The 13,363-nt window shown below is 42.3% G+C and carries 11 protein-coding genes; 3 read left to right on the top strand and 8 right to left on the bottom strand.

Annotated elements, in window-relative coordinates; all coding sequences use genetic code 11:
• Positions 1–11 precede the first annotated feature (11 nt).
• The 3 genes from B5Y40_RS13765 (at position 12) to B5Y40_RS13755 (ending at position 3,975) form a co-directional block, all read left to right on the top strand.
• Positions 12–800 (top strand): ABC transporter permease, encoded by a 789-nt coding sequence (locus B5Y40_RS13765; protein ID WP_079687378.1) that lies wholly within the window; start codon positions 12–14, stop codon positions 798–800.
• The gene (locus tag B5Y40_RS13760; RefSeq protein ID WP_079687377.1) at positions 797–1,594 is read left to right on the top strand and encodes an ATP-binding cassette domain-containing protein; all 798 of its coding nucleotides are present in this window, start codon (positions 797–799) and stop codon (positions 1,592–1,594) included. Before B5Y40_RS13765 ends, B5Y40_RS13760 begins: the two co-directional genes overlap by 4 nt.
• A 158-nt stretch (positions 1,595–1,752) precedes the next feature.
• Entirely contained in the window at positions 1,753–3,975 is a 2,223-nt protein-coding gene (locus B5Y40_RS13755) for an alpha-N-acetylglucosaminidase (RefSeq protein WP_079687376.1), read from the top strand.
• Between the two features lie 174 nt (positions 3,976–4,149).
• On the opposite strand, the gene B5Y40_RS13750 is transcribed toward B5Y40_RS13755, so the two are convergent.
• The 8 genes from B5Y40_RS13750 to B5Y40_RS13715 all read right to left on the bottom strand — a co-directional run bounded on the left by B5Y40_RS13750 (position 4,150) and on the right by B5Y40_RS13715 (position 13,307).
• On the bottom strand, positions 4,150–4,587 hold the full coding sequence (locus B5Y40_RS13750) for a hypothetical protein (protein WP_143785770.1): 438 nt from the start codon (positions 4,585–4,587) through the stop codon (positions 4,150–4,152).
• 142 nt (positions 4,588–4,729) lie between these two features.
• Positions 4,730–7,684: a reprolysin-like metallopeptidase gene (locus tag B5Y40_RS13745; RefSeq protein WP_079687374.1), complete on the bottom strand. Its 2,955-nt coding sequence runs from the start codon at positions 7,682–7,684 to the stop codon at positions 4,730–4,732.
• Positions 7,685–7,992: 308 nt separating this feature from the next.
• Positions 7,993–8,715: a superoxide dismutase gene (locus B5Y40_RS13740; RefSeq protein ID WP_079687373.1), complete on the bottom strand. Its 723-nt coding sequence runs from the start codon at positions 8,713–8,715 to the stop codon at positions 7,993–7,995.
• On the bottom strand, positions 8,712–9,857 hold the full coding sequence (locus tag B5Y40_RS13735) for a chromate transporter (RefSeq protein WP_079687372.1): 1,146 nt from the start codon (positions 9,855–9,857) through the stop codon (positions 8,712–8,714). Before B5Y40_RS13735 ends, B5Y40_RS13740 begins: the two co-directional genes overlap by 4 nt.
• Before the next feature lie 23 nt (positions 9,858–9,880).
• The gene (locus tag B5Y40_RS13730) at positions 9,881–10,642 is read right to left on the bottom strand and encodes a DUF2490 domain-containing protein (RefSeq protein WP_079687371.1); all 762 of its coding nucleotides are present in this window, start codon (positions 10,640–10,642) and stop codon (positions 9,881–9,883) included.
• A 76-nt stretch (positions 10,643–10,718) separates the two neighbouring features.
• On the bottom strand, positions 10,719–11,561 hold the full coding sequence (locus tag B5Y40_RS13725) for a chromate resistance protein ChrB domain-containing protein (protein WP_079687370.1): 843 nt from the start codon (positions 11,559–11,561) through the stop codon (positions 10,719–10,721).
• A 43-nt stretch (positions 11,562–11,604) separates the two neighbouring features.
• Positions 11,605–12,459 carry a pirin family protein gene (locus B5Y40_RS13720; protein ID WP_079687369.1) on the bottom strand — a complete coding sequence of 285 codons (855 nt, stop codon included), beginning with the start codon at positions 12,457–12,459 and terminating at the stop codon, positions 11,605–11,607.
• Positions 12,456–13,307 carry an AraC family transcriptional regulator gene (locus tag B5Y40_RS13715; RefSeq protein WP_079687368.1) on the bottom strand — a complete coding sequence of 284 codons (852 nt, stop codon included), beginning with the start codon at positions 13,305–13,307 and terminating at the stop codon, positions 12,456–12,458. Before B5Y40_RS13715 ends, B5Y40_RS13720 begins: the two co-directional genes overlap by 4 nt.
• Positions 13,308–13,363 lie beyond the last annotated feature (56 nt).

Genomic DNA, 13,363 nt, shown 5'->3' with positions numbered 1-13,363 from the left:
CAAAAAAGTCAATGGAGGAAATAAAAAACATCTTTAATCCATTGACCCATATAAAAGGGCGCACGCTGGTAATGTTGATCGTTACTCAAGCGATTGCCGCCCTTTTATTTTGGGAGATTTTTGGTGGCAACGGACTAATACCAACGCCACTAAGAATAATGAAGTCAGTGGTATCAATAATTACGACAGAGTATTTTATTGATAATTTTTTCAGCAGCCTTGGCCTTACGTTAACAGGCATGGGCATTTCAATTGTAATCGCACTGGTCGTAAGTTATCTTTCGTTGATCCCGGTATTTTCACCACTCGCAAGATTTATAGTGAAGTGCAGATACCTTACTTTAACCGGCTTGATCTTTCTGTTTACACTAATAACTCAGGATGGTCATCAACTGAAGCTCAGCTTGCTGATCTTTGGTATAGTTCCATTCTTTGTTACATCACTGTTGTCGATTATAGAATCGATAAACGTGCAAGAGTATGAGCTTTGTAAAACACTTCGCATGAACAACTGGCAGGCTTTGCTTGAAGTTGTTATCATCGGACGACTCGATCAGGTATTTGAAGTAATGCGTCAGAATTTTGCCATTGCCTGGATGATGATTACTATGGTGGAAGGACTCAGTATGTCTGAAGGAGGTTTGGGTACCATGCTGATCAAGTCTAACAAGTATATAGATCTTAGTACTGTGTTTGCTATACTGGTGATCATTTTTGCGATTGGTATATTTTTCGATTTCTTATTGAAGAATATGCGCTTCTGGCTTTTCCCCTATACCAAAATTCACGTGCGAAAATGAAGTATTCGAAGAATGAATTACTGATCGAAGTGCAGGGGGTAAGCCTGTCGTACGATAAACAGATTTTGCGGGATATAAATTTTCGTATCCACAATATAGTTCGGCCGGATGTAAATCAGGGACAAGTTATATCACTGATCGGTCGGAGTGGTATAGGTAAAACACAATTGTTTAAAATCCTCGCGGGTCTTATACAACCGGGCTCAGGCACCGTAAAGGTCGGGTTAGATCAACACCCTGTAGTAGCAGGTGAAGTTGGTATCGTAGCACAAAACTATATACTCTTCAATCACCGTACCGTGCATGATAATTTGCGTCTCGCTATGAAGCACTCAAGCAATACGCAAAATGATAAAGAGAAGGATGCATTGATAAATGAATACGCCGAGAAGTTCGACCTCGCGGAGCATCTTAAAAAATACCCGATGCAGCTTTCCGGAGGACAACGTCAACGAGCCAGTATCATACAACAAGTGCTCACGGGCAATCGGTTTATTTTGTTGGATGAACCCTTCTCGGGACTTGATGCCTTGATGATCGATCGCGTAATGGAGTTGTTGTTGGGCATTTCGACTCTCCATGAATTGAATACTTTGGTGATCATTAGTCACGATGTAGAAAACTCCCTGGCTATATCTGATACCGCGTTCATTCTGGCGCGTGAAAAAGACAAGGAAGGAGCGACTATTACCGAGACCTTGGATCTGATCGAATTAGGACTCGCCTGGAATCCGAACATTCGCGAGAATCAAGTCTTCCAGACGCTGGTGTCCCAGATCAAACACAAGATTTAGTAATCAAGTATATTTCGTAAAAGGCGAGGAGATTCTCTTCGCCTTTTCTTTTTTTAACTTACGTCATTATAGTGGCATAATTTATAGCTTCATGTAGTGGTAAAGCATCACTTACCTGTAGTAACACCTGAAGAAGAATACTAACCCGCTTTCGCTCCATGAATACCTTCAAATCGATTTTGTATACCGGTGTTTGCCTTGCCTTGCTTGCCGGATGTACTCCTGAAAAAAAAGAACAGAAAGAAGATGACGCTGCGACCGCGCTTGTCAAACGAATTGTAAATGACAAAGCGGATGCCTTCACGATTGAGTACATCCAACAGGACAATGGAAAGGATGTCTTTGAACTGGAAAGTAAAGATGATAAGATCGTCCTCCGAGGTAATAATGGTATATCCGTTGCTTCCGCACTTAATTATTACCTGAAGTATTATTGTCACCAGGATATATCCTGGAATAATATGCAAGCTCACCTCACGGAAACTCTACCCGTGGTAGAGAGCAAGATTCGTAAAACGTCTCCCTATAAATATCGCTATTATCTGAATTACTGTACGTTCAACTATACTATGGCTTGGTGGGACTGGGAACGCTGGCAGCAGGAGATTGACTGGATGGCACTGAATGGTATAAATATGCCCCTTGCGCTTACAGGCGAAGAAGCGATTTGGCGCGATGTATACCATACACTCGGTTTTACGGATAAAGCGTTGGATGCTTTCTTCAGCGGTCCCGCGTATTTTTCCTGGTTGTGGATGGGAAATATAGATGGCTGGGGCGGGCCGTTGCCACAACATTGGATGGACACACATAAAGACCTACAGAAAAAAATATTGGCGCAGGAAAGGTCATTCGGCATGACAACTGTTTTACCCGCATTTACAGGACACGTGCCTCCTTCATTTATAGAGAAGTTCCCAAATGCGAAAGTAAAGAAGACGAATTGGGGCGCTGGCTTCAACGATGTATATATACTGGACGCTGAAGATTCATTATTCGAAAAAATAGGTGCACTCTTCCTGGAAACGCAAACAAAAGAGTATGGCACTGATCATTTTTACTCTGCAGATACCTTTAATGAAAATGTTCCGCCAACAAATGATTCTACATTTTTGAGTAAGATCAGTGGTAAAGTGTTTCGCTCGATGGCGAACACCGATCCGAAAGCTGTTTGGGTAATGCAAGGGTGGATGTTCCACTATAATTCAGATTTTTGGAAGCCTGTGCAAATGCAGGCATTGTTTGCAGCAGTGCCTGATGATCACATGATCGTTTTGGATCTATATAGCGAAAGTCACCCGGTGTGGAAAACCAATGATGCATACTATGGCAAACCATGGATCTGGAATATGCTTCAAAATTTTGGAGGCAACGTAAGTATGTTTGGCAGGATGTCAAATGTAGCGGAAGATCCGTCTGCGGCATTGCATGATCCCAAGTCAGGGAAACTAACAGGTATAGGATTAACCCCGGAAGGCAATGAACAAAACCCTGCGCTGTTTGAGTTGATGTTGGAAAATGTATGGCAGGATACACCAATTAATGTAGATGTCTGGCTTAAGGGTTATGCTCACAGACGTTACGGTGCCGATAACCCATCCGTTGTAAAAGCATGGGACTATTTAAAAAATACAGTATATAATGGAGGACTCGGTGAAGGTGGACCTGAATCCATTATTGTAGCGCGGCCAACGTTCGATGTAAAAGGTCACCGGGTGTTGACTAAACTTGATTATGATTCACGCGAGTTGGTTAAGGGTTGGGAGTTATTTATCCATGTTGCAGATTCGTTTAGTAATAGTAGAGCCTTTCAATATGACCTGATCGATGTAACCCGACAAGTGCTGGCAAACTATGCTTCACCCTTACAGCAAAAGATAGCGCTTGCGTATCAGAAAAAAGATAAAGTCGCATTTCAGAAATATAGTATAGAATTCCTTGAGCTTATTGATGATATGGATGCCTTACTTGCTACACGCCAGGAATTCCTTTTTGGTAAGTGGGTAACCGATGCACAGCGTTGGGGCATTACCCTGGAAGAAAAGAATATATATGAATTTAATGCGCGCGATCAGGTAACGCTATGGGGCGATAAGAATAGCGAGCTTCATGAGTATTCAAATCGTCAGTGGTCAGGGTTGCTGAAAGGATTTTATAAACCCCGCTGGGAACAATTCTTCGAATATACATCTCAAAGCATGAAGCAAGGAAAGAAAGCAGACCTTGTCGCATTTGAAGAGAGAATAAAAGAATGGGAGTGGAAATGGGTGAACACATTAAACAACGAATATCAATCGGAACCTGTCGGTAACTCTATAGATGCAGCAAAAGGTATATATGAAAAGTATAAAGACAAAGTAGTAAAGATATATGTTGAATAGGCATGCGCTCTAGCGCGTCTCTTTATCTTTCTTGCTTTTTGAATTTCTCTAAAACATTAAAGGCTATCACTGGCTGACGAGTGATAGTCTTTAATGCGCCATAGAGAATCTTAATTGGTACACTCAAGCTTTGGCGCACAGCACAACTCGAATCTATTTTACTGGTAAAAAAATCTACTCTTTATCGCCGTCCCCTTCAAGCTTCTTAACGCCCTTCATCAACGGTAGTAATTTTTCATTTGCGTCTTCATTATCGAAAGAGTGCGATAACACTTTTTCGTCTTTGGTAGTAAGTGTTAACGTGGAGTGAAGTGCACCATCGTATGCTCTTTTCATAGAGGGTGATTTCAAATCGGGTATCTCCGCGAGTTTTATATTTCTGAGACAATCGATCAGCATGCTCCATTCTCCTTTTGTAAGCGCGCGTTTGTGTGATTGATCTTCTCCCCGACCCTCTACTTTTGTAGTAATACTATCCGGTGATATAACAACATGTTTCTGATAACCACGTGTAAGTGTGGTATACTCAATTTTGCGAATGGCGTCAGGAATCTGGGAGCGTACACTCAGACACCCCAGCATCAGGCTACAGAGAATAAGAATATGGATCATGCGTATCATGGGTTCAATATATCAAACAAAGTACCAGAAATAAAAAGCCTCCCGGCCTTTCAACAGTTATGGCTTTTTAAACTATAACTGCCAGCAGACCAGGAGGCCTTAAATAAAGTATAACTGTGCTAAAAAAGTATAGTTACTCCTTAACGAATTTCTCGCGGATCAATCCTTTATCGGTCTTGATAGAAAGTATATACATACCGGATGGAAGTCCGGAAACATTAAGCTGCTCCTCATACTTTTCGGTAGCCTGAAGCGTGGCACCATTTAACGTTGATACTTTCAGCGATTGAACGGAAGTGCCTTCTGCCAGTTTTAGTATAAGGTAATCTTTTACAGGATTTGGATACACTACTCTTCCTGTGTTTGACCAAGCCGTAACTTCACCACGCTCAGTTTTTGATGCGCTTCCCGTAGTAATATTTACACTATAGTCTTCCACTTCACCATATGTGAACGTTTCGCAAGAAGTAGGTACACCGTTGTACTTCATGGATACACGCAGGCGTGTGGTTCCTAAAGAAGCAGCAGCGGGCACTGTAAATGTACCACTCACCGGTGTGGTCGTGGTAGCTGTACGTGACCAGATAAGCTCACCGGTATCTGCAAAGTCTCCATCTTTATTATAGTCAATCCATGCAGCATATCCTTCACTGTAGATGGTGCTGGTCCAGGTCGGTGTTACCGTAATGGTATTGGAAGCACCAACTGTAAGGTTTGTCGAGATCGCAGTGAAGTTTCCGTATCCGGCATTTGCCCCTGTACTATTATTGATTGTACCCAGTTGTACACGACCTATATATTCATCGGTAATATTATTGCCTTTGGAAGCGCAATACGTTACAGATGTAGTAGATGTAGTAAAGTTTACCGATGCACTATATGCAGAGGTAGTGCTGGTACATTTACTTCTTACTTGCGCTTCATATTGAGTGCCGGCTGTTAGTCCGGTTAAGGAGGTCGATGCACTGCTTACAGCAACCGTTGTCCACGTGGTAGTTCCGGTAGCGCGGTATTGAACATCGTATGTAGCATTCGCTACACTAGTCCACGCAAGTGTTGCCCCGGTGGTAGTGATTGCAGATGCTGCCAATCCCGTAGGCACCGTTGCTGTACACGTAGCGGTACCGGTAGATATAGTAAAATTTACATTCGATATATCATAGAATATATTTCCTGCAGCTTCCACTTTAACGCGTGCTGTAGTGGTTGCGTTATTTGGAACCGTGATAGCCTGTGTTCCGTCATTCGGAGTATTTGCCAACAGTGTTATAGGGTATGTAAATCCGCCATCGGTAGATAAGAGTATATTTACATTCGCACAATTTATAGGCGATGCACTTGTACTCGCTACATTCCATGTTACCGTTTGGCTCGATCCAACGCTCCACGTAATGGCCGTATTCGGTGCCGTAACTACAAAGGGACCTGCAGTGCCATTTACCGTTACCACCATCAGATCGTCTGATGTTTGTCCACCTCCTGCTTTGTTATCGCGTACGGTCAATGCGAAATTCAACGTACGTGCTACGGATGGTATAACTTCCCAGGTAGGTGTCAGATTGTTAGCAACTACATCGCTGATTTGTGGGAAGTAACGGTTCGGTGAAGATGTACCTACACGAGACCGAAACATTGGGCCAACGGTTCGTGTAGAGGTAGGAGCCGAGTTTGAATTTGGATTTCCCGCATCGTTCTGTTCCCATGTATAGGTCAGTGCATCACCATCCGGATCAGATCCTTGCCCTTTTAAAACAAACGCTGTCGACTTTGGTATAATATAGTCTGCACCAGCATTGGCAGTCGGAGGATTGTTTACAAGATTAACAACCTGCGCACAACCTGAGCTTGCGCCACTCTGAACGTTAGCAGAAATATCACGAATGTTTACGTAATGAAAATAGGCATCGCTGTTGCTCTGAACATTGGCAGCACATATACCTGCATATCCCATGATAGTACTTCCGCTGCCAGGTTCTACTTCCGTAGTTCCGCTTCCGCTTCTGCAGGAAGAATTGCTTTGTGTATGATAGCCTCCGAACTGGTGTCCCATTTCATGCGCTACATAATCTATATCAAAAGCATCTCCGGTAGGATTAGACCGGCCTGTATAGCCACTGCCTTTGCTGCCGGTAGTACATACGCAACCTATACATCCGGCATTTCCTCCGCCAGTAGTATTGAAATTATGACCGATGTCGTAATTGGCATTTCCTATAGCAGCGTCTATTACTTGTTGTGTTTTTGTATTCCACTCACTTGCCCATGGATCTGCAGATGTACTTCCATAGTATATAATAAGATCATTGTTAGGAACGATCTCCATGGTAACGGCGAGATCATGTTCATATACACCATTCACGCGTGTCATGGTTACGTTCATCTGCGCGAGAATATTGGCTTTTTTTTGTGCGTCCGTACCGGATGAGCCCGCAAAGAGATTTCCATACTCTGCTGTACACGAAAGCGCAAGCCTGTATTTCCGTAGCTTCTTGTCGTTGGTGCGGGCGTTCGCTGCACTTCGTGATCCTTCCGCTGGCCGCGATGCTCCATCGGTAAGACATTCGAAATCCATGTCGTGCGCTGATAAATTTTCACGGTTATAGATTGAATAACTTTTCTTGTCGGTTGAGAATGGATCTATATAGTATGTGTGACTCTTGCTGGAGAATACCATACCATGGAACCCCTGCTGGTTAGAAACGCTGAAGCGTATAGTAGCCGTAGGGTCATCAATGCCTTGGCCAGCATATGATTTTATACCCGGGTACTTTGCTGCCAGATCAGGATGCAGAACCGAAGCTTCGGTTACACGGAAGCGGCCGATGTTTCCATCAGGGTCGGGAAAGCTGATAATAAGCTCGGCATTTGTAGAGGGGAGTCCCCGGACAGGCGCTTTACTTATTTCTTTTTGGAATCCGGAAAGATCCAGGTCGAATATCTGATAGGCAGAAGGCTTGGAACGACCTTGCGCTAATTGATTTTCAATCGGAGGTTCTACAGACTTAGTCCAGTAGTTTGGACGATTTTGGGTAAAACCCAGTGTAGCAGTCATGATCATGACTGCCAGGAGCAGTAAATTTTTCTTCATAACGTAAACGGTTTTGGTTACTGAACAATATACCAAATAGTTTACAGGTATATATACTTTGAAAACGTGTTTCAGATAACCTTACGTTTATTTCCGTCCAACGACATGAAAGTTGTTTTTACATGAATAAAAATGAGTTGAACGATGATAATTACCTAATGCTATAGCTTTACTTTAATCACATAAACGGGGTATAAAAACATTTTGGGAGTAATCAATTTGAATTTTTTATACCGGATTTATAAGGTATTGGTATATATGTTAGTCCATATATAATTATAATAAGTATACCCGGTTTGGGTATACTACTAACCAATTTTTTGAGCCAGTTCAAAACGAGCGGCTACATTCTCCCAGTTCAAAACACTGAACAGGTTATCTACAAACTCCGCGCGTCTGTTACGATACTTTAAATAATATGAGTGCTCCCAAACATCGATAACCAGCACCGGTATCACTCCCCATTGTGTGAGCTTTTCATGATTCTCACATTGCATGACGGTTAACTTTCGTGTGGCTGGATGGTAGCCAAGAATTCCCCAGCCGTTTCCATCAACACCTTTGGATGTTTTTGCAATCAGCATTTTGAATTTATCGTAGCTCCCGAAATCTTTTTCAATCTGTTTGAGTAACGCTCCCTTCGGGTCGCTTTTCTTATTTGAAAGGTTCGTCCAGAAAATGGTGTGAAGAATATGCGATGAAAGATGATAGGATAATTTCTTTGTCCAGTAATCAACAGTCTCTATACTATTTTCATCCAGTGCTTTTTGAATCATCTGCATATCTTTATTCGCAGCTTTCACAGCATCACCATGATGAAAAGTATAATGTAGATGAACCGTTTCCTGGTCCATGTTTGGCTCTAGAAAATTTTCTGCATACGGCAATGGTTGTAAAGCAAAGTTTCCATTCTCATCAGTAAGTTTATCCATGCCACTTTGTTGCAGTCCAGCGGTAAATGCGTTGTTCGGAGGCAGTAACGTTGCACCACTGAGGATGACGGAATTCTTTATAAAGTCTTTTCGGTTCATATCAAAATTGTTTTTAAGATCACACCTATGCAAGCGGCCGCTGCAATGATAAGCGGCTCTTGTATTTTTTTAAATTTAAACAAAATAACAACCGTGCATAGCATAATCACAACGGATGGTATATCTGTGAGTGTTCTTTTTCCCAATACTAATACAGCGCCAGCGATCGCTCCAATGGCAGCTGCGGTAACACCATCAACCGCGGCTTTTATAGCGGGATGTTTTCCATACTTTTTAAAATAGGGAGCAGGAAGTATGGTAAATAAGTAACAGGGCAGAAATGTAGCAAGCGCTGCTACACATGCTCCGGGAACTCCGGCCACTAAATATCCAATGAAACCTACAGTGATTACAACGGGTCCTGGTGTAATCATCGCGACTGCCACGGCATCTACAAATTGTTGTTCATTCAACCACTGATATTCTTTTACCACACCACCATACAGGAATGGAACAATAGCCAGTCCGCTACCAAATACAAACGCACCGGCTTTGGTAAAGAACCAGGCGATCTGGTATAATTTTGTTGATTGAGATATAGCGGGCGCTGCTTGCACTAATATTGGAAGTGTGAACAATGTCGGGGCCTTGGCGAAATTAGGTGGCGCCTTCACAAACCAAACCAATATACCAGCTGCCAGGATCAAGACTATATTTTCTTCTTCAGTGACGAACGTTGTGACAGCAAGCATTATGAATATGGCCCATAACAAATAGTCTTTCCCAATGCTTTTCAGCGTAAGCTTGTAACTTGATAGAGTAATGATGCCAATAACCGATGCGCCTACTCCGTAAAATATAGCTTGCATCCATGGGAGACCGCCCAATAAAGTATAGGCATAGCCTATGCCGAGTACCATTAAAAATGAAGGAATAACGAACGCTATACCCGCGAGTGTTGCACCCAGGATGCGGTGATGTACGTACCCTATATAAATTGCAAGTTGTGCCGCGAGAGGTCCTGGTGCAAGCTGCGCAAGGGCAAGCCCTTCTTTATAGTCTTCTTCAGTGATCCATTTTTTGTTTTCGACCAGATCGCGATGCATATACCCTACAAGCGCTACCGGCCCACCGAAGCCCCATGTACCTAGCTTTAAAAAGTAAAGTATAAGGTTCTTTAGAGTATATTTTTCTGATGACATTGTGTAGCTATATTCTGTCGTAATTATTCTTTTGCTTTTCGCAGATCAAGTGTGTGAAAGAAGAAAAGCCGGATGGCATGCGTCACCATATAGTTATTTCCGGTAGCCTCCTGCTGGTATATATTCATGTATCCTAACTGGCTGTTCAAATGTTTTGAAAATTGATATCCAAATCCGGCAAAGAATCGATTCTGATCAAATGTATTGTAGACGATCTTCCCTCCGAAATTAAGAAACACTTCGTTCATAACAGCAACAAACGGTGTGTGCGCCACGATCTCTTTTCCTTTGAGTGGAATAAAGAACGACATATTATAGCGCAGCCTATAATTGAAGTTATAGTCATCCAGCAAAACATCGTTTGCAATTTTCCGGTTGAACCTCTCTTCGAGTCTTAGCCACTGCAATGTAGTAAGTCCGCTATACTTTTGATTCCACCAGATCTGTTGCCACGCGCGGTGTTCAGGACGCGTTGTTTCCAATCCTTTGGCAGGGAAGTGTTCAACAAGCGCATAGCCGACATTAAACCGTAGATTGTCTTTAATGAAATATGTTACGGCCGGCCGGAACATAAATTGAAAAGGGCGATCGACAAAATTATCGGTTTGCCTGTAATGAACGTCCAGCCAAATTCCAAACTTATTACTGAGCCGCGTTTGATTGAAATAACCAAACCATAGTTGTTCGCGTGAATGGACATGTTTTTCTACAGTTTGTGAAAAACACGAAAGTGTCACCAGGAAGAACAGGGTAACAGCAAAGATATACCGGTTGTAAATGCACATACTTTAAAAATCTGATAGCAATGCTATACAGTTTTTATAAAGCCCGATAGAACGAAATTTACTATTTGTATCCGTTTTACTTTTTCGATAGACTTTTTCTGTAATCAGATGGATTTTTCCCAAAGTGTTTTTTAAAAATCCGATTCAAGTGACTTTGATCGGAAAATCCCGTCAGGTATGCGATCTCTCCCAGTGAATACTTGGGATCTTCGAGAAGATGAATAGCTTTTTCGATTCGTAACTTCCGGATATAGTCTCCAAAAGAAAGGTCGTCAAAATATTTTGCAAACTCTCTTGAAAGATATGTCGGGTGTACGTTAAGACTTTGTGAAATCTCTTTCAAGCTTAAACTCAGATTCGTGTCAATCTGGTCTTGTATAATTTCCTTTAACTCTTTCGCCCACGAAGGAATCTTCTTTGATTCCGATTTTTGTTTAATGAACCGCTGATATACATCCAACAGTAAATTCTCGATAGGATTCTGAGTGTGCTTTTCGTGTTGCAGATGTTTCGCCCAGGCATAGAGCGCGTCATAGATAATCATTCCTTGTTGCAGCAACGCCTGGTCGTCTGTGATGTTATAGGACAACCCTGCAGCGATAGCCCAAAGTCCGGATGATTGGCTCGCAAGATCATGACGATCTGTATCCGCTCCGCGTACAATGACGGCAAGCGTTTTAAGAGCATCGTCTTTCAGCTCATACTTTCGTATGAAGTAATCAAAGGTACATTCATCGCCATAATGTGTGAACTCCACATCCGGTATATCAAAAGGTATAGCGTTGAGTTCTGCAGCCTTTATTTTCACCAGGTTGAATGGAACATAAATGAACGTTGCTTCCGGATCAATAAATCTTTTGATCAACCACGGACAGGCTATACGGTCAATCTTCGGGCGTTCACGGGTAATCCACTGCATAGTATATATTATAGAGAAAGGGATTGGATCATTCTGTATACCATTAATGATCCCACGATCCAAATTTTCCAAGCTGATAATCCCGGTAGGCTTCTTTGATCTCCTGTTCGGTATTCATAACAAAAGGACCTTGTGCAACAACGGGTTCCTGGAGCGGTTGCGCATGGCCAAAGAGTAAGATACTTTCCTCTTTTGCTGTTATGGTTACTTCGTTGCCATCATGATTGAATGTTGCCAGGTTTAGTGCAGGTATATCTGTATTGGTTACGTGCAACACACCGCGAATAACATAAAAGAAAATGTTGTGAGCCTGGGCGACCGGAATGGTTATTCGGCCGCCTGGCTGAAAATATATAGTATTTAAATGTACTCCGATGCCAGATTCAAAAGCAGCTTTTTTGTAGTTCCAGCTTCCTGCTATAAGATTAACGTTCACTTTACCGTCATCAAGCGTGATACTTGGTATATCATTTTTCTCAAAGCCCTTGTAAAACGGCGTTGTCATTTTTGACCGCGCTGGTAAATTTATCCAGAGTTGAAGGATCTCAAGCTTACCACCGTTCTTCTTAAAGTCATCGGAAGATACTTCTGCATGAATAAGCCCGCTGCCGGCCGTCATCCATTGTACACCTCCCGCATGAATGATACTTTCATGACCGCCACTGTCTTTATGCGAGATGTCGCCATCGAGAATAAATGTAACGGTTTCCATGCCACGATGTGGATGGGGGCCGAAGGGTAAGCCCGTATTATTCTTTGGGTATATCTGGGGGCCATGATGATTAAGAAACAGAAACGGGTCCACATAATCAATCGACCGTGTCGGTAGCGCGCGGTACGTTATCAGGTTGCCTATAGGATTTGACTCTGCCGGGTATATTTTCGAAACGGTTCTCATGCTACGGCTACTTTCATCTTGTTGTTAAAATGTTTCCGGAACTCCGAAGGACTTACTCCTTTATATTTCTTGAAGGTCTTCGTCAGGTGACTCTCATCAGTAAAGCCCAACTCGTAAGCAATTTCGTTCATGCGCAGATCGCTGTATTGGAGGCGCGTTTCAATCAGTTTCAACTTATAGTCTATTATATACTGCTGCAGACTTTCGCCCGTTAGTTTTTTAAAGTATTCGCTTATATAGGTTGGTGAAATGTTAAATCGCTGCGCAATGCTTTCGGCTTTCAGGTGCTCGGAGGAATATATATTCTGGTGAATGTAGTTGATGATCTCCAGCGATGCGTTGGTCTTTACACTTTCCTTCAGGGGAATGTTCATCGATATATTTCGTGCAACGATTGTGATCAGTGTATTTACAATCTGCTTCACTACTTCCAGGTGATAGTGTTGTTTGTTGATGTGCTCACGGATCAACGCCTCGACCATCGCTTTTACAAGAGGCTTATCGGTTTTATTCTTTACAATACAACCGGGAAGGTGTGTGTTATTCTGAAAAATGAATTCCAGTTTTTGGATCCATTCTTTGCTTTGTGTTTTGAGGTATATATCATTGAAACGAATGAAGAAGAACTTGGTAACGGTTTTCACTTCAAAGGAATGACAATCCTGCGGCATGAGCAGGAATAGCTTCTCAGATGCATATGGGAGTTTGTTTTTATTGATGCATTGCATGCCGGTTCCTTCCAGTATATATACCAGCTCAAAGAAATTATGTTTGTGCGCAGTTACCGGGCATTCCTTCATTTCAAGGTATTCAATCTCGAATGGTTCAAACAAGTTCTTGATTTCCATATCCCGTAAATGTACAAGACATTCCCATGATTTTACAAGTTTTAAGAATCAGGGTA

The organism is Ohtaekwangia koreensis, assembly GCF_900167975.1.
GTDB lineage: Bacteria > Bacteroidota > Bacteroidia > Cytophagales > Cyclobacteriaceae > Ohtaekwangia > Ohtaekwangia koreensis.
This window is presented reverse-complemented; position numbering and strand designations above follow the sequence as displayed.